Origin of the sequence: Pseudomonas sp. CJQ_9, assembly GCF_043106615.1 — a bacterium.
Lineage (GTDB): Bacteria > Pseudomonadota > Gammaproteobacteria > Pseudomonadales > Pseudomonadaceae > Aquipseudomonas > Aquipseudomonas juntendi.
Window position 1 is genome coordinate 106,851 of the sequence record NZ_JBICMS010000044.1, and the last position, 21,675, is coordinate 128,525.

Genomic DNA, 21,675 nt, shown 5'->3' on the forward strand with positions numbered 1-21,675 from the left:
ATTGGCTATAACTGAGTGCAGGGCAGGATAATCCGCAGGACGCTGACGTGACGAGACGGGTGTATGTCAAAGTGTGGCGTGCTTGCGCGGGTGCTTGGCCTGCGCGCAGAGGCGATGTCCGCCTGGCTGATGGCCTTGATTGCGCTGCTGGCCGGCGGCCTGTTGACGGCCGCCCTGGCCCTGGCCGCGCAGTCGTTTTACAACCAGCAGCTGCGCCAGCGCTTCGAGCTGCTGGCGGGCGAGCGCTTTGGCCGCATCGCCGAGCGTTTTGCCGAACAGCAGCAGCGCCTGGATGGGCTGCGGTGGTTTTTCAGCTATTCCGACGAAATAACCCCTCGGGAATTTGACGGTTATGCCCGGCCGCTGCTGCACCGTACCCAGGCCTATGCTTGGGCCCCGCGTGTAGAGGCTGCTCAGCGCGCCGTGTTTGAACGCCAGGCCAGCACCCTTGCCGGCCCGGGCTTTGTGATTCGCGATCAGGACGAACAGGGGCAATGGCGCCGCGCTCCCGCGCGCGACCTGTATTTTCCCGTGCTGTATAACGCATCAGGCACCTCGCCGGGGCTGCCTTATGGTCTCGACCTGGCCGCGCAGGATGCGGCCCGGGCTGTGCTTGCGCGGGCGCTGGTGCCGGGAAGCATGGCGGTGTCCCAGCCGCTCAAGTTGAATGCCAGCGAACAGGGCGCGGGCGGCCTGTTGATGGTCGCGCCGGTGTTCGCCGTTGCCGCGACCCACGGCGCTGCAGCGGGCTATGTGCTGGCCTTGTTGAGCATGCCCGAGCTGATCGGCGATGGCCGGCCAGTGGCGCCTGACGATAACCTGGTAACACGCTTGGTTGACCCGTCCGGGCGGCAGGGCCCAGAAGTTCTCTACGACTCCAACAACCCCGTGGCGCCTCTCTCGCTGGTCAGCGATCAGGTGCTGCACCTGGCGGACCGCCAGTTGCTGCTGAGTATCCGCCCCAGCCTGGCATTCTTGCAGGCCAACCGTTCTTCGGCGGTGCTGGCAGTCGGTGCCCTGGGCGGTTTGCTGAGCCTGCTGCTGAGCGTGCTGTTGTTCAGCCTGCTCAGCCAGCGTCAACGGGCCTTGGCCCTGGTTGCGCAGCGCACCGAAGAGCTGCAGATCAGCGAACAGTCGCTGCGCGGCACTCACAATCAGCTGCGCAGCGTGCTGGATGCCGCGACCCAGGTTGCCATCATCGCCACCAACCTCAAAGGGGTGGTCAGCACCTTTAATGCCGGTGCCGAAAGCATGCTTGGTTACCCGGCCAGTGAAGCCATTGGCCGCCTGCGTCTTGAGCAACTGGTGCTGGCCGAGGAGCTGAGCCAGCGCGCCCACGCCTTGAGTTTGCGCTTTGGCCGCGCCATTGCGGGGGGCCATGCACTGTTTGCCGAAACGGTATACGAACAGGGGGCCGAGCCGGGTGAGTGGACCCTGGTACGCGCCGACGGCAGCCAACTGGTAGCCAACATGCTGGTGACCGCCATGCTGGACGAGCAGGGCTTGTGGGTGGGTTACCTGGCCATCTGCATCGATGTCACCGAGCGGCGTCGGGTGCACGAGGCATTGGCTGCGCGTGACCGGTTGCTGGAAAAACTCAGTGCCGAAGTACCGGGCGGCATCTACCAGTACAGGCTGGATGCCAACGGCCATTCGTGTTTCCCCTATGCCAGCAAGGGGCTGTACGACATTTATGAGCTTGACCTGCAGCAGCTGCGCGAAGATGCCGCCGCAGTGTACGAACGCATTCACCCTGATGACCTGGAGCGGGTGAGCCGCTCGGTGCGTTATTCGGCCGAACACCTGACGCCGTGGCGCGAGGAGTACCGCGTGTGCCTGCCCCAGGCGGGCTTGCGCTGGGTGCGTGGCGAGGCAACGCCGGAAGTGGGCGAGCAGGGCTGCACCTTGTGGCATGGCTACCTGACCGATATTTCCGATCTCAAGGGCGTGGAACACGAGTTGCGCAGGCTGTCGGTGACCGATTCACTGACCGGCATCCATAACCGCCGTTACTTCCAGGAACGGTTGAAAAACGAGTTGGAGCGTGCCCTGCGAGGTGGCCAGGCGCTGGCCGTGATCATGCTCGACATTGATCACTTCAAGCGCATCAACGACCGTTTCGGCCATGCGGTCGGTGACCGGGTGCTGCGTAGCCTGTGCCAGCGCATCGGCCAGCGCTTACGGCGGACCGATGTGTTCTGCAGGCTGGGCGGGGAGGAGTTCATGGTGCTGTGCCCGGGCAGTGATGCCGAGCAGGCGCGTGTGCTGGCGCTGGAGCTTTGGCAAGGCGTGCGCAATGACCCAGTAGACGGCGTGGGCCAAGTGACCGCGAGTTTCGGCGTGGCCGGGTGGCGGCGGGGGGAGGGCGCCGATGCATTGCTGTTGCGCGCCGATGCCGGGGTTTATGCGGCCAAGCAGGCCGGGCGGGACCGGGTAGAGGGCGAGTCGGCCTGACCGCGCTGCCAGGTGCTGGCCACTGCATCTTCAGCGCCTGTGAGATCGAGCGCCGCGCCGGCGGCGCTCGATGCATCAATTGGCAGCGGTGCTGCCGGCCAGTTTCGGCTGGCGGTACAGGTCCAGCAGCACCTGGTCCAGTACCTGCGAGGCACCCCATGGTTTCGGGTCGTTGAGGATCGCCGCCACCGCCCAGGTGTGGCCGTTGCTGTCGCGGCTGAAACCGGCTATTGCGCGCACCGTGTTCAGGGTGCCGGTCTTGATGTGCCCTTCACCGGCCATGGCGGTGCGCTTGAGGCGTTTGCGCATGGTGCCATCCATGCCCACCAGCGGCATCGAACTCATGTATTCGGCAGCGTAGGGGCTCTTCCAGGCCGCCTGCAGCATCTCGGCCATTTCCCGGGTGCTGACTCGCTCGGCTCGCGACAGGCCTGAACCGTTTTCCATTACCAGGTGCGGCGCGGTAATGCCTTTTTTCGCCAGCCACTGGCGTACCACGCGCTGTGCGGCACGCGCATCGTCGCCATCGGCATCGGTGCGGAACTGTGCGCCAAGGCTCAGGAACAACTGCTGGGCCATGGTGTTGTTGCTGTACTTGTTGATGTCGCGGATCACTTCGACCAGGTCTGGGGAGAAGGCACGGGCCAGCAGGCGGGCACTCTTGGGCACGTTCTCGATGCGGTCGCCGCCCTGGATGGTGCCGCCCAGCTCGTTCCAGATGGCACGCACGGCACCGGCCGCGTAGGTCGGGTGGTCAAGCAGGGCCAGGTAAGTCTGCGAGTTGCAACCGTCACCCAGTTGGCCGCTGACCGTCACACTGATGCCGTTGGCCTGAGGCACTGGGTTGTAGCGCACATCGCCGCTGCATTGTTTCGAGGCCACAGGCTTGACCTGGTTGTCGATGCGGATGCTGGCAATCGGTGGCTCCACCGCAATGGTGACCTTGCCGCCATCGTTGCGGGCTACAAAGCGCAGGGCCTTGAGGTTGACCAGCAGCGAGTCGGGCTTGACCAGGAACGGCTTGTTTTCGTCACCGCCGTCGTCGTTGAACTGGGGCAGGTTGGGTTGCACGAAGTGGCTGCGGTCCAGTACCAGGTCACCGGTGACGGTGCGCACACCATTGGCGCGCAGATCCCGCATCAGCAGCCACAGCTTTTCCATGTTCAGCTTGGGGTCACCGCCGCCTTTGAGGTAAAGGTTGCCGTTGAGCACCCCGTTGCTCAGGGTGCCGTCGGTGTAGAACTCGGTCTTCCACTGAAAGGTCGGGCCAAGCAGCTCGAGGGCTGCGTAGGTGGTGACCAGTTTCATGGTCGAGGCCGGGTTCACCGACACGTCGGCATTGAACACGGTGGGAACACCGGGGCCATCCAGGGGCAGCATGACCAGCGACAGCGCGGTGTCTTGCAGTTTGTTGGCTTTGAGCGCCTGCTGCACTTTGGCAGGCAAGGTGGTGTTGACGGCTGCGGCTTGGCTGGGCAAGGCGAAGGGCAATAGCAGGCCGGCGAGTACGAGGGGACGAAGCGTTTTGATCATGGTGAGCAAATACCCTGCAGCGAGGGAAAAGGACATTGGGGCTGTAAGCGATGATGGCCCCACGAGCTAAAGAAACCGCATTATGCCCCAAGCGTAGCGACGATGCGCCACGTTCGACGGAAAACCATCGCCAATAAAAAGGCCACCTCGAGAGGTGGCCTTTCTTCGATCGAACCGGGCTGAGGGTTACTCAGCCTTGTTGATCGGCTTTTCCGGGTACCAGGCGTCCAGCAACGGGCTGACTTCGATTTTGGTCAGTTCGCTGCGGCCTTTGAGCCAGGCTTCGACGGCGGCGCGTTGCTCTTCGCTGACCGAACCGCGTTTGACCGAGCAAACCAGGCCGTAATCGTCACCGCCTACATAATCCAGGCCGTTGGCGTCCATGGCTTCAGCCAGGAACGCGTCGAGGAAAGCATCGATTGCCTGGTCATCCAGATCTTCCTTGAATTCCAGGTTCAGCTCGAAGCCCAATTCCTGAAACTCGTCGACACACAGCTTCTTGCGCAGACGACGGGAGCGGTTTGTGGCCATGAAACAATCCTCTTAGGTAATAACGCCGCGCAGTCTACCAGTTAACACGCGTGGCTGCCTGCCTGAGTGTCGGCGGTTGGCGCCAACTCCCTGGCCAGGGCGCGCTCCACCCGGCGCATGTGGCGTGCCAGTGCCTGGCGCTTCAAGCGTAGCTGGGCAGTGGTAAGGGTGCCGGCTTCAAGCGCTTCGCATGCCGCCATCAGGGCGGGTGCCTTGAGCATACGCGCGGCGCTCAGCACCTTGTGGGCCTGGTCGGCGATGGCCGTGCTGTCGTGCTGTGGGTCCAGCGCCATCAAGCTGAGCAGGTCGGCCTGCAGGCTCTGCAGTAGCGCTTGCAGAAAACGCTGACGGTCGTCGGGTGCTGGCCCGGTCACGGCCGCCAGGCCGTCCAGTTCGTACAACCTGCCCGGGGGGCATTGCTGGCGGCGCGGGCGAATGCCCGCCAGGCACTGGCTGAGCGTACTCAGGCTGATGGGCTTGAGCAGGCAGTCGTCCATGCCGGCGCTCAGGCACTTTCGACGCACCTCTGGCTGGGCGTTGGCGGTATAACCCAGGATGGTGCAGCGCGGCCGCTGGCCATGGCGTTCTTCGGTGCGCACGGCGGTTGCCAGCTGGTAGCCGTTCATGTGCGGCATGTTGCAGTCCAGCACCAGCACGTCGAAATCACCTGCGCGCCAGGCGGCCAGGCCTTCCCGGCCATCCCTGGCGCTGGCATGCTGCAGGCCCAGATAACCGAGCTGCTGCGCCATCAGTTCCAGGTTGGCCGGGTGATCGTCGATCACCAGCACGCGCAGACCGGGGTCGGGAGCGTCCAGGCATTCCGGCAACTGGGCGGGTTGCGCTGCAGCATCGACCCGTTGCAACGGCATCTTCAGGCGCACCTGGGTGCCGACGTCCTCCAGGCTTTTGATGGTCAGGCTGCCCCCCATCATGTCGCACAGGTTGCGGCAGATGGCCAGACCGAGCCCGGTGCCCGCACGGGCACCCTGGCTGTGAGGGTTGGCCTGGATGAACGGGTTGAACAGGCGCTCCAAGTCTTTGGCAGGGATACCGATACCACTGTCGCGCACCTCCAGGTCCAGCATTGCAGGCCTGCCAGGGCGTTCGTCCAGCAGGCTGACGCAGATGCGTACCTGGCCATGCTCGGTGAACTTGATGGCGTTGCTCACCAGGTTGGACAGCACCTGCTTGAAACGCAGGGGGTCGAGCAACGCGTGGCAACGTGCGGCCGGTTCGATGATCACTTCCAGCGCCAGGCCTTTTTGCCGTGCCTGGCCATCGAACATGCGCCCCACCGACTCGACCAAGGCTGCCAGGTCGACCACCTCGGGGGCCAGCGACAGATGCCCGGATTCGATGCGCACGATATCGAGAATGTCACCGATCAGGCCCAGCAGGTCTTTGGCCGAATGGTGCGCCAAGGCCAGCGCGCTGCGGTCCACCCACCCTTGATCGGCGCGTTTGACCGCCAGTTCGAGCATGCCGATGACCGCATTCATGGGGGTGCGGATTTCGTGGCTGATGGTGGCCAGGAAGGTGCTTTTGGCGCGGTTGGCATCGTCGGCCTGCTGCTTGGCCTGGCGCAGTTCCGTGACCAGCTGGCGGCGGTCGCTGATGTCGATCCAGCCGCCGATGATGCCCTGCACCTCACCCAGCGAATCACGGTAGGGCAGGATCCAGTGGTAGATGGTCATTTCCCTGCCCTTTATCCGCAAGGGGCGGTCCATGATCAGGGGGGAGCCGGCAGCCATCACTTTGTGGTAATCAGCCTGGATTTGCCGGGTCTGTTCGGCGTCAGCGAACAGGCTGGCGCTCAGCTGTTTGCCGATAACCTGCTCGGAGCGGGCCTGCACCGCCTCCAGGTAGCTGTAGTTGCAGCTTTGCAAGCGGCCATCGCGGTCGCGCACGTACATAGGGTGAGGGGTGCCGTTGAGCAGTGCGCGCATGAATGCCAGTTGGTCGTTCAGCGCCCTTTCGGCGCGCTGGCGCTGGCGGATCTGCAAGCGCAGGCGGGCGTTCCAGAGCAACGCCAGCAGAAGCAGCACCGCCGTGGCCAATACCACCTGCAGCGCCAGCCGGCGGTAGCTCTGGCTTTTGCTGTCTTCGTGCGGGCCAAAGCTGCGCCAGCGGTTGTTGATGACCCCCAGTTCCTCGGGCGAAATGCTCTGCAGGGCCTTGTCGAGGATCGAGGCCAGTGCCGGTGAAGACGCGTTGGTGGCCATGGCGTAGTTGGCGGGCTCCCCGCCGACCGAGGTGCGGATGACCAGGTCGGGGTTGCTGGCCAGGGCGTGGTTGGCATCGATAAGGGTGGTGATCACCGCATCGACTGCGCCGCTGTTGAGTAACGCCATGGAGTAGAACGCGCTGGCGCTCTCGACCCAGCCGATGTGCGGATAATGCTGCGGCAACGTGGCATGCAGGGCGCTGTGGCGGGTAAAGGCGATGCGGTGGCCCTGCAACTGTTCCAGGGACCCTGGGGCCGGTTTGTCCTTGCGGCTGACCAGAACATAGGCGCTTTCCAGGTACGGCCGGCTGATCTGCAGGTCCTTGTCGACCAACCCGGCGATGGCCAGGGCGGCGATCACGTCGGCGCGGCCATCCTTCAAGCGGGCGATCATGTCGGCGATGCCACTGGCCCGCTGCACCTCGAAGCGCAAGCCAGTGCGCAGGCGAATGAGCTCCAGCAGGTCGGCCGTGATGCCGCGAAAGTGCCCCGAGCCATCGAAGTAGGACAAGGGCGCAGCGGTGTCGTCGATGGCCACACGCATCACAGGGTGCTGTTGCAGCCATTGTTGCTCCGTTTCGCTCAATTGCAGGTTGCGGTCGGTCAACAGCAGGTCGCTGCCGGCGCTCCAGCGTTTGAAGATACTGGCGCGCATGGCGGGGGGCTGGCTATCGAGGACGGTATCGACCAGTTCCCTCAGTACGGTGTCCTGCTGGCGCAGGGCAAAGCCAAAGCCGATGGCTTCATGCTTGCCGAAGTTGGCCATGCGCAGGCGTGGCAGGTGGCCGCGGTTGAGCTGGTAGTGGGTGGAAATGGTGTCGCCGATGAACACATCGGCCTGGCCGAACGCTACGGCATTCAACGCCTGGCTGGAGGACTCGAACGTCAGCAGCTCGGCATCGGGGTAGGCGTTGAGCAGTTCTGCCTCGGGCAGGTAGTGATAGAGCATGCCCAGGCGCATGCCGGCCAGGCCCGTGTCCAGTGCCCGCGTTTCGTCTTCGCGTGTGACCAGCACCGGCTGGTCCACGGCATAGGGGTGCGACAAGGCCAGGCCGCCGCTGGCCGCTTCGTAGCCATTGGCGCTGCCCAGCAGGTCGATGTCGCCTTGCCGGAGTGCTTCCAAAGCGGCCTGCCGGCTGGGAAAACGCAGCACCCGGACCGGCAGCTCCAGGGCCGTGCCGATCAGGTTTGCATATTCGGCGGTAAGCCCCTGGTAGTCACGGCCGCCACTGGTGATGTCGAACGGCGGGTAGTCAGGGGCCGAGGTTCCCAGCACCAGTTCCTGGCGCCCTGCAAGCCATTGCCGTTGCTCGGCGTTGAGTTCCGGTGGCGCTGGCATAGCCGATGAACGCGGCAGGAGCGTGTACGATGCAGTTTCGTGGTGGGTGGCCAGTGCCGCGCTGCTGAATAGCAGCAGCGCGAGCAGCAAGCGGGCGAAAGGGCGGGCCATGACCATGCTCAGACCAATGCGTTGCGCTTGGCCATCTCGATCAGGTCGACCAACGTACTGACCTGCAGCTTTTGCATGAGGCGCTTCTTGTAAGTGCTCACGGTCTTGCTGCTGAGGAACATGCCCTTGGCAATTTCCTTGTTGCTGCGCCCTTGGGCGAAGAGTTGCAGTACCATCAGTTCGCGATCATTTACCTGGCGGAAAAGTTGCAGGTCGCTCGTGGTTGCCTGGTCATGCTTTATTGCCTGGCTGGGGAAGTAGTTGTAACCGGCCAGCACGGCCTTGATTGCACTGAGCAGTTCACCAAGGTCCTCCTGCTTGCACACATAACCGGCAGCACCCGAGTGCATGCAGCGCACGGCAAACAACGCCGGGGCCTGGGCAGTCAGCACCAGCACTTTCATGGGCAGCGCCATGGCCTGGAAGCGCGCAAGCACTTCCAGCCCGTCTAGCTTGGGGATGCTGATGTCGAGGATGACCAGGTCGGGGTGGCTCTCGCGGATCATCTGCATCGCGTCCACGCCATTGTCCGATTCACCGACAATCTTGTAATTCTGGTTTTCCAGCAGCATGCGGACGGCAAGGCGGATGACCGGATGATCGTCAACAATAAATATGGAATGCATGTTCAACTTGCCTGCGGTCAATTGGGGTGACAGGTGGCACCTTATCGCAGTTGGAAGTCGACGGGCATGCAAGGAAGGGCTGTTAGCCCTATATGGGAAATGGCTTACAAGATAAAGCAAAACCGGCTACGAGATAATCGTGCGCGCCGCAATGTCAAAGTGCATTTGGTAACTTTTCGTTGGCAAATTAAACGTGTTGTTTAATTTGCCCTCGGTATATGTAGGAAGTTTCCTTTAACACAGGTACAGCACCGGCACGCTGGCCGGTCTGCACCGCCATGCCTCAGCCCGGGCCCGAGCGCCCGGTCATTTCCCTGGCCATTTCGCTGGCGTAGCTGTCGGTCATGCCGGCGATGAAGTCGATCATGCGCAGGAACGCGTTGTACAGCGAGCCGTGTGGGTCTGGTGCACTGTTGCCGAGCAGGTCCATGACCCGTCGGCTCTTGAACGATGGCGTGCGCCCGCCGTGTTGTTCGAGCGCCGCGCCGCAGAAGGTATTCAGCAGGATTTCCAGTGTGGTGTAGGCGCCGATTTCGTGCAGGGTCTTGCGCTTGTCCTGAAAGATCTTGTTGCGCGCCATGTCTTTGGCCTGCAGCACGCAGCGCTTGGCCGGGCCGTGCATGTGTTCGACCAGGTCGCCTGGCAGTTGCCCGGCCAGCAACGCTTGCTGCTGCTCGACAAAAGCTTGGGCGGCAGCGTTGGTCAAGTGCTCGATGGCCTTGCCACGCAGGATGGCCAGCTTGCGCCGGCGAGAACCGCCGGGGCCCAGCTGGCGATAGGTTTCCGGCAGATCGTCGCCGACCAGGTCGAGCAACAAGGCTTCGACTTCGCCGTATTGCAGCAAGTCCATCTCCAGGCCGTCTTCCAAGTCGATCAGCGCGTAGCAGATGTCATCGGCCGCTTCCATCAGGTACACCAACGGGTGGCGCGCCCAGCGCTGGTGCTCCAGCTGTGGCAGGCCCAGCTTGCGGGCGATCTGTTCCAGCAGTAGCAGCTCGCTCTGGTAGCTGCCGAACTTGTGCTTCTTGTAGCCCAGGGCGTCGGCATGGCGGGCGCTCCAGGGGTATTTGAGGTAGGTGCCAAGGGTGGCATAGGTCAACCGGGTGCCGCCGTCGAACTGGTGGTACTCCAGCTGCGTAAGCACGCGAAAACCTTGCGCATTGCCCTCGAAATTGAGGAAGTCGGCACGCTCGTCATCACCCATATCGTCCAGCCAACCGCGCCCGGCCGCCTGCTGGAACCAGTGACGTATGGCGTCTTCGCCAGAATGGCCGAATGGCGGGTTGCCGATGTCGTGGGCCAGGCAAGCCGACTGCACGATCATCCCCAGGTCGCTGGGCGCGCACCAGTCTGGCAAGCTTTCGCGCAGGGTTTCCCCCACGCGCATGCCCAGCGAACGCCCCACGCAACTGACTTCCAGCGAATGGGTCAGGCGCGTGTGAATGTGATCGTTACTGGTGACGGGGTGCACTTGGGTCTTGCGCCCCAGGCGGCGAAAGGCGCCCGAGAAAATGATGCGGTCGTGGTCTTTGTGGAAGGGGCTGCGCCCCAGTTCTTCAGCGCTATACAGGGCTTTGCCCAGACGTTCGCGGGTGAGCAGGGTGTGCCAGTCCAAGGCGCGTTCTCCAGGGGGTCAAAGGCTATAGCTTCTGGTGTGCTGTGCATGCGCGCAAGTGGCAGGGGCAACGCTGGGCGCAGGCATGGATTACCCACGAACGGCCGGTGACGCCACCGATGCGTTCGCGGGTGAGCCTGTACCCATTCACCCCCCTTAGGGGCGGCGGCTACCTTGCAGGTACAGGCGCACCAGCGGCAGCAGGCTGGTGCCCAGGCGCACAAGCCTGCCCAGATTGCCGCTGCGCACGCCCTTGCCGGTCATGAAGCCCAGTGCTACCACAGCGCCAATGCCCCACAGCGGCGCGCGCTTGATGCCCAAGCCGTCGTGCAGCGAGCTGCCCATGCCGCGCATGCGCTGCAACGGTGCCAGCAGTTGCCCGGATTCGTGGCGGATCTCCTGGCGGTGCATTTCCATGCGCAGGCGCAGCAATGCCTTGCGCAGCTCGCGTGGGTTTCGTGTGTTCGGCAGTTGTGGCAGGTTCATGGCAACAAGCGCTCCCGGTCCTTGGCGAGTTCTTCGAGGGTAGCGTTGAAGGGGGATGACTCGTCGAACACCGCTGCCTTCAACCGTACACCGCAATACAGTGCGGCCAAGCTATAGAACACGCACAGGCCGATGATGCCGGCAAGGCGATAGCTATCCCACAGCAGCACCAGCAGCAAGCCCGACAGGGCGGTAAGCAGCAGCAGGGCGAATACCAGTGCCAGGCCGGCGAACAACAGCAACTTCAGCGTGCGGCCTTTCTGCTCCTGCAGCTCGATACCGAACAGCTCGATATGGCTGTGCAGCAGCCCCAGCGCGGCTGCGCCCAGGCGCTTGCCCGATGCGCCGGCGCCGTTGGCTTCGTTCTCCATGGGAACCCCTTAACGCCGGTTGGCCAGCAGGCCGATCAACAGGCCCACGCCGGCAGCGATGCCGATGGCCTGCCATGGGTTTTCCTGTACGTACTGCTCGGCGCTGCCCAGCGCAGCCTGGCCGCGGTCGCGTACCGACTCCTGGGTCAACTGCAGGGCTTCGCGTGCCTGGGCCAGGCGCTCGTGAATCTGCCCGCGCAACTCCTCGGCCTGGTCGCCGGCCAGGTTGGCGGTATCGGCCAGCAGCTTTTCGGTGTCGCGCACCAAAGCCTGGAAGTCAGCCATCAATATCTCTTGTGCAGTCTTTGCCGAATTGCTGGCCATGTGTCTCTCCCTGTCGATGAATGTTGGTAGTTCGAGTGATAGCACGCGCGGAAGGTTCAAGTGAGCGTACAGCCGCGTGTGCTGGTATGCGCCTTGCTATGTGTTTGCCACGTTGCGGGGCGCCTCTGGCGGTTTTTGCGCCGATTCAGGGCGCCCACGCGGCGAATATCGATAAACCTTAACGCAATCCTCGACAAACCCAAGAAAAAACCACGCAGGTCCCGCCCACGCAACGGAAACAGGGCGATGACTGGCACCGATTCGGTGCAGGGATGCAGGTTCTTGAACTGTCCTGGTGCCTTTTTTCAGCAGGTCTGCCTATTTCATGGATAACATGCACAGCGCGATGGACTCCCTGGTCCACGGTTCCAACACCCTGTTCCTTCTCATGGGCGCCATTTTGGTGCTGGCCATGCATGCCGGCTTCGCGTTCCTCGAAGTGGGCACCGTACGCCACAAGAACCAGGTCAATGCCTTGTCGAAGATCCTCAGTGACTTCGCCATTTCGGCGCTGGTGTATTTCTTTATAGGCTACTGGATCGCCTATGGGGTCAACTTCTTCCAGCCTGCTGCAACGCTGGCCGCCGACCATGGCTATGCGCTGGTCAAGTGCTTCTTCCTGTTGACCTTCGCTGCAGCCATTCCGGCGATCATTTCCGGGGGCATCGCCGAGCGTGCGCGTTTTCTGCCGCAACTGTGTGCCACCGCCTTGATCGTGGCATTTGTCTACCCCTTCTTCGAGGGCGTGGTGTGGAACGGCAACCTGGGCCTGCAAGCCTGGTTGCAGGCCCGCTTTGGCGCGCCGTTCCATGACTTTGCCGGCTCGGTGGTGGTGCATGCCATGGGCGGCTGGCTTGCGCTGGCGGCGGTGATGCTGCTCGGCCCCCGCCGCGGGCGCTATCGCGATGGTCGGCTGGTAGCTTTTGCGCCCTCGAGCATTCCCTTTCTCGCCCTGGGCTCGTGGATCCTGATCATTGGCTGGTTCGGTTTCAACGTGATGAGCGCCCAGACGTTGGAGGGGCTCAGCGGCCTGGTGGCGATCAACTCGCTGCTGGCCATGGTTGGCGGCACGTTGTCGGCGTTGCTGGCCGGGCGCAACGACCCTGGCTTCCTGCATAACGGGCCGTTGGCCGGGTTGGTGGCGGTTTGCGCCGGCTCAGACCTGATGCACCCGATCGGTGCGCTGACTACCGGCCTGGTGGCAGGCGGGCTGTTCGTGTGGACGTTCACCGCGGCCCAGAACCGCTGGAAAATCGACGACGTGCTGGGTGTTTGGCCGTTGCATGGTCTGTGTGGCGTGTGGGGTGGGGTTGCCTGCGGCATCTTCGGCCAGGCGGCACTGGGCGGCATGGGCGGCGTCAGCCTGGTCAGCCAGCTGCTGGGGAGCCTGATGGGGGTGGCGGTGGCACTTGCCGGTGGTTTTGCCGTGTATGGTGCGCTGCGCGCCGTGCATGGCCTGCGCCTGAGCCATGAACAGGAGTTCCAGGGCGCCGACCTGTCGCTGCACCGTATCGGCGCCACCAGCCAGGATTGAAGGTGCACGATGGCCGTGGTGGTCCTAGAATAGGCTTCTCTGCATGCCACCTCGGGACCCGCCCATGCTGCCTGAATGCCAACTGTTCGGCACCCTCGGCTGCCACCTGTGTGAAGTGGCCGAGTCGGTGCTGATGCCCTTCGTCGATCATGGCCTGCTGGTGGAGCTGGTCGATGTTGCCGAAAGCCAACCTTTGTTCGAACGCTATGGGCTGGTCATTCCGGTGCTCCGGCGCTGTGACAACGGTGCCGAGTTGCACTGGCCGTTCGATGCCGAGCAGGTGGTGGCTTTCCTGGGGCAATGACGCCAACAGGGGAGTTACAACCCTGCTCCATGGCAGGTGATGCGCACTGATGATCAGGCGCCGGCGCACCAGTGCCGGTGCCCCTAGCCATCATCGGAACCGCTTGCCATGTTGATCACACCACATTTTACCCTCGCTGAACTGACCGTTTCCCAGCTCGCCGCCAGGGATGGGTTCGACAACACCCCGCCACCTGAAGCCAGGGCCAACCTGCAACTGCTGTGTTGTGCGCTGGAGCAGGTGCGCGCGCTGTTCGGCGTGCCCATCATTGTCAGCAGCGGCTACCGTAGCGAGAAAGTCAACCGGTTGATTGGCGGTGCCGCCAACAGCCAGCATGTACAAGGGCTGGCGGCTGACTTCACGGTCATAGAGGTGAGCCCGCGCGAGACCGTGCAACGGATCAGCGAAAGTACAGTGCCGTTCGATCAACTCATCCTGGAATTCGACAAGTGGGTGCACCTGTCGGTGGCGCGGGGCACCCCGCGGCGCCAGGTGTTGACCATTCGCAAGGGCAGCGGCTATCTGGCGGGGCTGCAATGAAGCGCATTGACTGCGACGCGAGGATGTTCGTATGCTGTATATAAATACAGTATCGAGGTAAAGCCATGCTCAACGTCGAGCAACTCAAGTACAGCGTCAACCGCATGCCTGTGGAGCGGGTGGCCGACGCCGTTCTGGAACTGCGCCTCGAAGGCCTGGTGACCGATGACCGCACCCCCTTCGGCAAGGTGCATTTCAATACCTGCTTTGCCGAGATCGAAGCCTTGTTCCAGCGGGCCGGCTACCACCGTGGGCTCGATGTAGTCGGGTACCAAGGGGCGCTCTACGCACTCTACGACCCTGGCCGCTGGGAGCCGGTGCAGGTGCTGCGCTGGTTGAAGGAGCGCAGCGAGGCGCTTGCCCAGGCTGGTTGATGGGGCGGGGTTGGGTGATAATGCGCGGCCGTGCCTGTTCCGAGCCCTGCCATGTCCACGCCTTTCGACCCCGCCCGCCAGCAAGCCAGCACCGTGTGCCTGCCACCCGGTCACTGGGCAACGGTGCTCGATTGCCTGTGTGACCATTTCAAGGCCATCGACCGTGCCCAGTGGGTCGACCGCTTTGCCAGGGGGCGGGTGCTGGACGCCCAGGGGCAGGCAGTGGCTGCCGAGCTGCCTTACAAACCGGGCATGCGCTTGCACTATTTTCGCGAAGTGCCGAACGAACGACCGATCCCGGTGCAAGAGCACGTGCTGCACGTGGACGAGCACCTGGTGGTGGCGGACAAGCCGCATTTTCTGCCGGTAACACCGACCGGCGAGTACGTTGAACACACCTTGCTGCGCCGCCTGATCCGCAGGCTGGATAACCCTCACCTGGTGCCCTTGCATCGCATCGACCGGCATACCGCCGGGCTTGTGCTGTTCTCTGCCAACCCGCAGACGCGTAGCGCTTATCAGCGGCTATTCCCCGAGCGACGCATCGACAAGCGCTACCAGGCCATCGCGGCCGCTTTGCCGCAACATGCGTTTCCGTTGGTGCATAAAAGCCGCCTGGTGCATGGCGAGCCCTTTTTCCGCATGCATGAGGTAGAGGGCGAGGCCAATAGTGAAACCCTGGCCGAGGTGCTGGAGAAGCGTGGAGCGCTGTGGCGGTACGGGTTATCGCCGGTCACCGGCAAGACCCACCAGCTGCGGGTGCACATGGCTGCGTTGGGCGCGGGCATCAGCAATGACCCGTTCTATCCGCAGTTGCTCGACACGGCGGACGATTACCAGCGGCCATTGAAGCTGCTGGCGCAGAGCCTGCGTTTCACCGACCCGTTGAGCGGCGAAGAGCGCTATTTCGAGAGCCGCTTGAGCCTGGCCTGGTAACCCTGCCTGGGCATGCTTTGCCAGCCAGGGGCTGCTGTGCAGCCCCCTCGCGGCGCGCAGGCCTGCGGTCAGCGGTTGAAGCGCTCCACCAGTGAGTACTGGCTCCCGGCGGTAGTGGTCAGCTCTTCGCTCAACAGCGCCGAGTGCTGTGCCTGCTCGGCGGTCTGGTCGGCCAGTTCGGCGATGGTGCTGATGTTGCGGCTGATCTCATCGGCGACGGCGGTCTGCTCTTCGGTCGCGGCGGCGATCTGGGTCGCCATGTCGGTGATGTTGGCGACCGCTTCGCTGATGCCGAGCAGCGCTTCGTCAGCCTGCATCACGCGAGCAACGCCTTCCTCCGCCTGACGGTGGCCGGTTTCCATGGTCAGAACGGCGTTGCTGGCGGTTTGCTGCAGCTTGGCGATCAGGCTGTGGATCTGCCCGGTGGACTCGGCGGTGCGTTGAGCCAGCTGGCGCACTTCGTCGGCCACCACAGCAAAGCCACGGCCCATTTCCCCTGCCCGCGCCGCCTCAATGGCGGCATTCAATGCCAGCAGGTTGGTCTGGTCGGCAATGCCCTTGATCACATCGACGACACCGCCAATTTCGTCGCTGTCCTTGGCCAGTTGCGTGACGGTCTGGCCGGTTTCGCCCACTGCTGTCGACAGGCGTTCGATGGCCTCGCGGGTTTCCCCGGCAATCTGCCGGCCCTGGCTGGTCAGGCGGTTGGCTTCCTGGGTGGCATCGGCTGTGCGTTGCACGTGGTTGGCAACTTCCTGGGTGGTCGCGGCCATCTGGTTGACGGCGGCGGCGACCTGTTCGGTTTCGACCCGCTGGCGTTCCAGCCCCGAAGAGCTCTTGTGTGCCAGGGCGTCGGACTGCCGCGCCTGGTCGCTGAGGTGCTCGGCGCTGTCCTGCAAGCGGGTCAGGCAGGTTTTCAGGCGCGCATCCTGGCTGAGCATGGCCATTTCCAGGCGGGCCTGCACGCCACGGCTGTCGGTGTACATCTGCGCGATCAGCGGGTCGGAGGTGGTCTGTTCAGCCAGCCGCAGCAAGCGCTTGAGGCCGCGTTGCTGCCAGCTCAGGCCGATCAGGCCAAGCGGTACGGAAAGCGCGGCGGCCAACGCGAAGCCCCAGGAATGGCCCAGCCAGTTGCCAATCAGGAAGCCCGCCTGGCTGATCAGGATGAACGGCAGCCAGTCCTGCAGCACCGGCAGCCATTTGTCACGGCGCGGTACCGGCGGCTTGCCTTGGTTGATGCGCTGGTACAGGGCCTCGGCCCGGCGGATCTGCTCGGCGGTGGGTTTGACCCGCACAGACTCGAAGCCGACCACCTGGTTGTTGTCGAAAATCGGTGTGACGTAGGCGTTGACCCAGTAGTGGTCGCCCGACTTGCAGCGGTTCTTGACGATACCCATCCACGGCTGGCCTTGCTTGAGGGTTTGCCACATATGGGCAAACACCGCAGGCGGCACGTCAGGGTGGCGCACCAGATTGTGCGGCGCACCGGTCAGTTCTTCGCGGGTGAACCCACTGATGTCGATGAAGGCATCATTGCAGTAGGTAATCACGCCCTTGGCGTTGGTGGTGGAGATCAACCGCTGCTGGGCAGGGAAAGTCCGTTCTCTCTGGGTAATCGGCTGGTTGTTACGCATGGGGTGATAGTCCGCAGGGCTTTGGATGGGTATCGGCAAGCCACCGGGATTATTGAGTGTATATTTAACATGCGTGACGAAAGGTGTTCGATTTTGGTGCAAGGGTGCTTGAGCAATCGAGCGCCGTATGGGCGGCGCTCGATTGGCAGGTGTCGCAGGTTTTCCAGTGCGGCTGCGCCCTCAACCTGCAATCAGCTGGCGCAGCACATAGTGCAGAATCCCGCCTGCCTTGAAGTACTCCACCTCGTTGACGGTATCGATCCGGCACAGCACCTCGATCTGTTCCTGCTGGCCATCCTCGCGGGTGATGCGCACCTGTAGCGGCATGCCGGGGTGAATCGGTGCGCCGGCCAGCCCCAGCACGTCGATCTGCTCCTTGCCGGTCAGCCCCAGCGCCTTGCGGTCATGCCCGGCCGTGAACTGCAGCGGCAGCACGCCCATGCCCACCAGGTTGGAGCGGTGGATACGCTCGAAGCTTTCCGCCAGCACTGCCTTCACGCCTAGCAGGTTGGTGCCCTTGGCCGCCCAGTCGCGGCTGGAGCCGGTGCCGTATTCCTGCCCAGCAATCACCACCAGCGGGGTACCTTCCTGCTGGTAGCGCATGGCTGCGTCATAGATCGACAGTTTTTCACCCGAGGGCACGTGCAAGGTGTTGCCGCCTTCCTCGCCCGCCAGCATTTCGTTGCGGATTCGGATATTGGCGAACGTACCGCGCATCATCACTTCGTGGTTGCCGCGCCGCGAACCATAGGAGTTGAAGTCGCGTGGCTCCACACCTTTTTCGCGCAGGTAACGCCCCGCTGGGCTGTCGGCCTTGATGTTGCCGGCAGGGGAAATGTGGTCGGTGGTCACCGAGTCGCCCAACAGCGCCAGCACGCGGGCGCCGCGAATGTCGGTGATGGCCGGTGGCGGCCCGTCGATGTCGTCGAAGAACGGTGGGTGCTGGATATAGGTGGAGTCGGCCTGCCACACGTAGGTGGCCGCCTGGGGCACCTCGATGGCCTGCCACTGGGCATCGCCGGCGAATACTTCGGCATATTGCTTGTGGAACATGGCCGTATCGACCTTGGCCACCGCCGCCGCGATCTCCTGCTGGGTGGGCCAGATATCGCGCAGGTACACCGGTTGGCCGTCCTTGCCCGTACCCAGCGGGTCACGCGTCAGGTCCACGCGCACACTGCCGGCGAGCGCATAGGCCACGACCAGGGGCGGCGAGGCCAGCCAGTTGGTCTTGACCAGCGGGTGAACGCGCCCTTCGAAATTACGGTTGCCCGACAGCACCGAGGCCACGGTGAGGTCCGCGTTGGCAATGGCTTTCTCGATGGCTTCATCCAGCGGGCCGGAGTTGCCGATGCAGGTGGTGCAGCCATAGCCAACCAGATCGAAGCCCAGTTCGTCGAGGTAAGGCGTGAGCCCGGCGGCCTTGAAGTAGTCGGTGACCACCTTGGAGCCCGGTGCCAGCGAACTTTTCACCCAGGGTTTGCGTTGCAGGCCCTTTTCCAGGGCGTTCTTGGCTACCAGCCCGGCAGCCATCATCACGCTGGGGTTGGAGGTATTGGTGCACGAGGTGATGGCGGCGATCACCACGGCGCCATCGCGCAGGGTGTGGGTCTGGCCTTGGTGGCTGTAGTCGATCTCGCCGGCCTGGTCGGCGTTGCCAACGGCCACGCCACCACCCCCTTCACTTTCCAAACGGCCGACTTCCTTGGCCAGCGGCTTGGGTTGCAGTTCGATGAAGTGGTCGAAGGCCTGGCTGACCTGGCCCAGCGCGACCCGGTCCTGCGGCCGTTTGGGCCCGGCCAGGCTGGCTTCGACCTCGTGCATGTCCAGCGCCAGGGTGTCGCTGAACAGCGGCTCGTGGCCGGGCAAGCGCCACATGCCTTGGGTTTTGCAGTACTGCTCGACCAGTTGCACGGTCGCCTCTGGCCGCCCAGACAGGCGCAGGTAGTCGAGGGTGACGTCATCGACCGGGAAAAACCCGCAAGTAGCGCCGTACTCCGGGGCCATGTTGGCGAGGGTGGCGCGGTCGGCAAGCGGCAGCTCGGCCAGGCCGTCGCCATAGAACTCGACGAACTTGCCGACCACGCCTTTCTTGCGCAGCATTTGGGTCACGGTCAGCACCAGGTCGGTCGCAGTGATGCCCTCGCGCAGCTTGCCGGTCAGCTTGAAGCCGATCACTTCCGGGATCAGCATCGATACGGGCTGGCCGAGCATGGCCGCCTCGGCCTCGATGCCGCCGACCCCCCAGCCGAGCACGCCCAGGCCGTTGATCATGGTGGTGTGCGAGTCGGTGCCGACCAAGGTATCGGGGAAGGCATAGGTGTGGCCATCGGCTTCACGTGTCCATACCGTGCGGCCCAGGTATTCCAGGTTGACCTGGTGGCAGATGCCGGTGCCCGGCGGTACCACGCTGAAGTTGTCGAAGGCGTTCTGGCCCCAGCGCAGGAAGGCATAGCGCTCGCCGTTGCGCTGCATTTCGATATCCACGTTCTCGCTGAAGGCTTGTGCTGTACCGTAGCGGTCGACCATCACCGAGTGGTCGATCACCAGGTCGACCGGTGACAGCGGGTTGATGCGTTGCGGATCGCCGCCGGCCTTGGCCATGGCGGCGCGCATGGCGGCCAGGTCGACCACTGCCGGTACGCCGGTGAAGTCCTGCATCAGTACGCGCGCGGGGCGGTACTGGATTTCGCGGTCGGAGCGCCGCTCGCCCAGCCACTGGGCGAGGGCGCGCAAGTCGTCGCCGGTCACGGTTTTGCCGTCTTCCCAGCGCAGCAAGTTTTCCAACAGCACCTTCAAGGACATGGGCAGGCGTTGCAGGTCACCCAGCTGGCGGGCGGCTTCGGTGAGGCTGAAATAGTGGTAGGTCTGGTCGCCAACCTTGAGCGGCTTGAGGGTGTTCAGGCTATCGAGCGAGGGCATTGCCAACTCCTTCTGCGCCGGTGCCCGGCATTTAATTGCGGTTTGCCGGTAGCACCGTTGTGTATCGGCCCGCACGGCACGGACCTGGCTGAAAGGTCAGGTTAGACCGGTTTAGGCCACCTGACCCTTTTCTGGACCGGCGGGGCGTGTCGCAGGTTCCGAACTTCCTTTATCATCGCCGCCCTGCCGGCGCCTGTGACGCGCCCGCCGTAGTGGAGTGAGAGATGAATACCCTGTTCATGCATTGCCGGCCCGGTTTCGAGGGTGAGGTGTGCGCCGAGATCAGCGAACATGCCGCCCGCCTGGGTGTCGTGGGCTATGCCAAAGGCAAGCCGCACAGTGCCAGCGCCGAGTTTGTCTGTAGCGAGGAGGGCGGTGCCGAGCGGTTGATGGGGGAGCTGCGTTTCAATCAGCTGATCTTCCCGCGGCAATGGGCCCGGGGTGCGTTTGTCGAGTTGCCGGAAAGTGACCGCATCAGTGTGCTGCTGGCGCAGTTGGCTGGTTTTCCGGTGTTCGGCAGCCTGTGGCTGGAAGTGCTGGACAGCAACGAGGGCAAGGCGTTATCGACGTTCTGCCGCAAGTTCGAAGTGCCTTTACGCAAGGCCCTGGAAAAGGCCGGGCGCCTGGTCGACGACGCCAGCCGCCCACGCTTGCTGCTGACCTTCATCAGTGGCCGGCGGGTATTTGCGGGTATCGCTGCGGCCAACAACAGCGCGTTGTGGCCCATGGGTATCCCGCGTCTGAAGTTCCCCCGCGAGGCGCCCAGCCGTTCCACCCTCAAGCTGGAAGAGGCCTGGCACCAGTTCATCCCGCGTGAGCAGTGGGAGCAGCGCTTGGGCGATGATATGACGGGCGTCGACCTGGGGGCTTCGCCGGGAGGGTGGACTTACCAGCTGGTGCGTCGTGGCATGTTGGTGACGGCTATCGATAATGGGCCGATGGCCGAGAGCCTGATGGATACCGGGCTGGTCCAGCACCTGATGGCCGATGGCTTTACCTGGCAACCCAGGCAACCGGTGGACTGGATGGTGTGCGATATCGTCGAGAAGCCGGCGCGGACGACTTCGCTGATCGAAACCTGGTTGGGTGAAGGGCTTTGCCGTGAGGCGGTGGTTAACCTGAAGTTGCCGATGAAGCAGCGTTATGCCGAGGTACGGCGGCTGCTCGAGCGCATGGAAGCGACGTTCAAGGCACGCAAGGTGCGGGTTTCGATTGCGTGCAAGCAGCTGTATCACGACCGTGAGGAAGTGACATGCCATTTGCGGCGGCTTGATCTGAAACCTCGTTGAATCGGTGGTTGGTGCTTGAGGGTGGGGCCGGGCAATGGGGGGTGGTTCGATAATTGGAGTCTTAAGCGCTGGTTTTTGGTGGCGCGAAAACTCCAGCTGCGATAGCGACGCATAGTCACCTTTTCGCCCTTACGGCGAGTCACTTTTTGTCAGACGCGACAAAAAGTAACTAAAAAACGCTGCGCTCCCGTCATCTGGCCCCTACGCTACGGGCATCCATGCCCGTCACCTCCCTCCGCATGCCCTCCGCTCAGCCTCCTGAAGTCGCGAAGATCAAGATCAAGATCAAGATCAAGATCAAGATCAACAGCCAGATCAAAATCTGTGCGTGGTCTGGTTGCGTGATGCGAACCCACGTAAGCGCAGCTGTTGCCTCTGCTTTTTGCTTTCGCTTCTAAGCGCGCGGTAGCACAGGCGACGCTGATTGCGACTTCAGGAGGCCGAGCGAAGGGCATGCGCAGGGAGGTGACGGGCATGGATGCCCGTCAAGCGCTGAGGCCCCAGGGACGGGGCCTGCAGCGCGTACTC

At 63.4% G+C, this 21,675-nt stretch carries 17 protein-coding genes; 7 read left to right on the forward strand and 10 right to left on the reverse strand.

The features are described from left to right. Window positions 1–63: 63 nt before the first annotated feature. Window positions 64–2,454: a diguanylate cyclase gene (locus ACF8SD_RS08345; protein WP_392484204.1), complete on the forward strand. Its 2,391-nt coding sequence runs from the start codon at window positions 64–66 to the stop codon at window positions 2,452–2,454. Window positions 2,455–2,529: 75 nt separating this feature from the next. On the opposite strand, the gene dacB is transcribed toward ACF8SD_RS08345, so the two are convergent. The 8 genes from dacB to ACF8SD_RS08385 form a co-directional block, all read right to left on the reverse strand. Further along, on the reverse strand, window positions 2,530–3,987 hold the full coding sequence (gene dacB / locus ACF8SD_RS08350; RefSeq protein ID WP_173890561.1) for a D-alanyl-D-alanine carboxypeptidase/D-alanyl-D-alanine-endopeptidase: 1,458 nt from the start codon (window positions 3,985–3,987) through the stop codon (window positions 2,530–2,532). Window positions 3,988–4,173: 186 nt separating this feature from the next. After that, window positions 4,174–4,518 carry a YggL family protein gene (locus tag ACF8SD_RS08355; protein ID WP_009684007.1) on the reverse strand — a complete coding sequence of 115 codons (345 nt, stop codon included), beginning with the start codon at window positions 4,516–4,518 and terminating at the stop codon, window positions 4,174–4,176. Window positions 4,519–4,559: 41 nt separating this feature from the next. After that, the gene (locus tag ACF8SD_RS08360) at window positions 4,560–8,192 is read right to left on the reverse strand and encodes an ATP-binding protein (RefSeq protein ID WP_392484205.1); all 3,633 of its coding nucleotides are present in this window, start codon (window positions 8,190–8,192) and stop codon (window positions 4,560–4,562) included. An 8-nt stretch (window positions 8,193–8,200) separates the two neighbouring features. Beyond that, window positions 8,201–8,818, reverse strand: coding sequence for a response regulator transcription factor (locus ACF8SD_RS08365; RefSeq protein ID WP_173890557.1), 618 nt, complete (start codon window positions 8,816–8,818; stop codon window positions 8,201–8,203). Between the two features lie 283 nt (window positions 8,819–9,101). Then, the gene (locus tag ACF8SD_RS08370; RefSeq protein WP_173890555.1) at window positions 9,102–10,433 is read right to left on the reverse strand and encodes a deoxyguanosinetriphosphate triphosphohydrolase; all 1,332 of its coding nucleotides are present in this window, start codon (window positions 10,431–10,433) and stop codon (window positions 9,102–9,104) included. A 156-nt stretch (window positions 10,434–10,589) separates the two neighbouring features. Next, entirely contained in the window at window positions 10,590–10,919 is a 330-nt protein-coding gene (locus tag ACF8SD_RS08375; protein WP_173890553.1) for a hypothetical protein, read from the reverse strand. After that, window positions 10,916–11,290, reverse strand: a complete 375-nt coding sequence (locus ACF8SD_RS08380; RefSeq protein ID WP_173890551.1) for a phage holin family protein — start codon at window positions 11,288–11,290, stop codon at window positions 10,916–10,918. The genes ACF8SD_RS08375 and ACF8SD_RS08380 overlap by 4 nt, the downstream gene beginning before the upstream one ends. A 9-nt stretch (window positions 11,291–11,299) precedes the next feature. Continuing rightward, on the reverse strand, window positions 11,300–11,614 hold the full coding sequence (locus ACF8SD_RS08385; RefSeq protein ID WP_173890549.1) for a YqjD family protein: 315 nt from the start codon (window positions 11,612–11,614) through the stop codon (window positions 11,300–11,302). A gap of 325 nt (window positions 11,615–11,939) precedes the next feature. Between ACF8SD_RS08385 and ACF8SD_RS08390 the strand changes: the two genes are divergently transcribed. The 5 genes from ACF8SD_RS08390 to ACF8SD_RS08410 all read left to right on the forward strand — a co-directional run bounded on the left by ACF8SD_RS08390 (window position 11,940) and on the right by ACF8SD_RS08410 (window position 15,302). Then, a complete protein-coding gene (locus ACF8SD_RS08390) occupies window positions 11,940–13,148 on the forward strand; it encodes an ammonium transporter (protein ID WP_392484206.1) in 1,209 nt (402 codons plus the stop codon). Window positions 13,149–13,212: 64 nt separating this feature from the next. Then, on the forward strand, window positions 13,213–13,452 hold the full coding sequence (locus tag ACF8SD_RS08395; protein ID WP_009683999.1) for a glutaredoxin family protein: 240 nt from the start codon (window positions 13,213–13,215) through the stop codon (window positions 13,450–13,452). Window positions 13,453–13,560: 108 nt separating this feature from the next. Beyond that, window positions 13,561–13,992 (forward strand): D-Ala-D-Ala carboxypeptidase family metallohydrolase, encoded by a 432-nt coding sequence (locus ACF8SD_RS08400; protein ID WP_029886185.1) that lies wholly within the window; start codon window positions 13,561–13,563, stop codon window positions 13,990–13,992. 65 nt (window positions 13,993–14,057) lie between these two features. After that, on the forward strand, window positions 14,058–14,366 hold the full coding sequence (locus tag ACF8SD_RS08405; RefSeq protein WP_009683997.1) for a hypothetical protein: 309 nt from the start codon (window positions 14,058–14,060) through the stop codon (window positions 14,364–14,366). Window positions 14,367–14,417: 51 nt separating this feature from the next. Further along, window positions 14,418–15,302 (forward strand): pseudouridine synthase, encoded by an 885-nt coding sequence (locus ACF8SD_RS08410; RefSeq protein ID WP_392484207.1) that lies wholly within the window; start codon window positions 14,418–14,420, stop codon window positions 15,300–15,302. 68 nt (window positions 15,303–15,370) lie between these two features. Here the strand turns inward: ACF8SD_RS08410 and ACF8SD_RS08415 are convergent, their stop codons facing one another. Together ACF8SD_RS08415 and acnA are read right to left on the reverse strand one after the other, a co-directional pair. Next, complete coding sequence (locus tag ACF8SD_RS08415; RefSeq protein ID WP_173890542.1) at window positions 15,371–16,936, reverse strand: PAS domain-containing methyl-accepting chemotaxis protein; 1,566 nt, start codon at window positions 16,934–16,936, stop codon at window positions 15,371–15,373. 180 nt (window positions 16,937–17,116) lie between these two features. Next, the gene (acnA, locus tag ACF8SD_RS08420) at window positions 17,117–19,858 is read right to left on the reverse strand and encodes an aconitate hydratase AcnA (protein ID WP_392484208.1); all 2,742 of its coding nucleotides are present in this window, start codon (window positions 19,856–19,858) and stop codon (window positions 17,117–17,119) included. A gap of 224 nt (window positions 19,859–20,082) precedes the next feature. Between acnA and rlmM the strand changes: the two genes are divergently transcribed. Further along, a complete protein-coding gene (rlmM, locus tag ACF8SD_RS08425) occupies window positions 20,083–21,147 on the forward strand; it encodes a 23S rRNA (cytidine(2498)-2'-O)-methyltransferase RlmM (protein WP_173890538.1) in 1,065 nt (354 codons plus the stop codon). Window positions 21,148–21,675: the final 528 nt, after the last annotated feature.

Bases quoted from the DNA above. Each gene is read 5' to 3' on its own strand.
- ACF8SD_RS08345 (WP_392484204.1), top strand. From the start codon at position 64: ATGTCAAAGTGTGGCGTGCTTGCGCGGGTGCTTGGCCTGCGCGCAGAG.
- dacB (WP_173890561.1), bottom strand. From the start codon at position 3,987: ATGATCAAAACGCTTCGTCCCCTCGTACTCGCCGGCCTGCTATTGCCC.
- ACF8SD_RS08355 (WP_009684007.1), bottom strand. From the start codon at position 4,518: ATGGCCACAAACCGCTCCCGTCGTCTGCGCAAGAAGCTGTGTGTCGAC.
- ACF8SD_RS08360 (WP_392484205.1), bottom strand. From the start codon at position 8,192: ATGGCCCGCCCTTTCGCCCGCTTGCTGCTCGCGCTGCTGCTATTCAGC.
- ACF8SD_RS08365 (WP_173890557.1), bottom strand. From the start codon at position 8,818: ATGCATTCCATATTTATTGTTGACGATCATCCGGTCATCCGCCTTGCC.
- ACF8SD_RS08375 (WP_173890553.1), bottom strand. From the start codon at position 10,919: ATGAACCTGCCACAACTGCCGAACACACGAAACCCACGCGAGCTGCGC.
- ACF8SD_RS08380 (WP_173890551.1), bottom strand. From the start codon at position 11,290: ATGGAGAACGAAGCCAACGGCGCCGGCGCATCGGGCAAGCGCCTGGGC.
- ACF8SD_RS08385 (WP_173890549.1), bottom strand. From the start codon at position 11,614: ATGGCCAGCAATTCGGCAAAGACTGCACAAGAGATATTGATGGCTGAC.
- ACF8SD_RS08390 (WP_392484206.1), top strand. From the start codon at position 11,940: ATGGATAACATGCACAGCGCGATGGACTCCCTGGTCCACGGTTCCAAC.
- ACF8SD_RS08395 (WP_009683999.1), top strand. From the start codon at position 13,213: ATGCTGCCTGAATGCCAACTGTTCGGCACCCTCGGCTGCCACCTGTGT.
- ACF8SD_RS08400 (WP_029886185.1), top strand. From the start codon at position 13,561: ATGTTGATCACACCACATTTTACCCTCGCTGAACTGACCGTTTCCCAG.
- ACF8SD_RS08405 (WP_009683997.1), top strand. From the start codon at position 14,058: ATGCTCAACGTCGAGCAACTCAAGTACAGCGTCAACCGCATGCCTGTG.
- ACF8SD_RS08410 (WP_392484207.1), top strand. From the start codon at position 14,418: ATGTCCACGCCTTTCGACCCCGCCCGCCAGCAAGCCAGCACCGTGTGC.
- ACF8SD_RS08415 (WP_173890542.1), bottom strand. From the start codon at position 16,936: ATGCGTAACAACCAGCCGATTACCCAGAGAGAACGGACTTTCCCTGCC.
- acnA (WP_392484208.1), bottom strand. From the start codon at position 19,858: ATGCCCTCGCTCGATAGCCTGAACACCCTCAAGCCGCTCAAGGTTGGC.
- rlmM (WP_173890538.1), top strand. From the start codon at position 20,083: ATGAATACCCTGTTCATGCATTGCCGGCCCGGTTTCGAGGGTGAGGTG.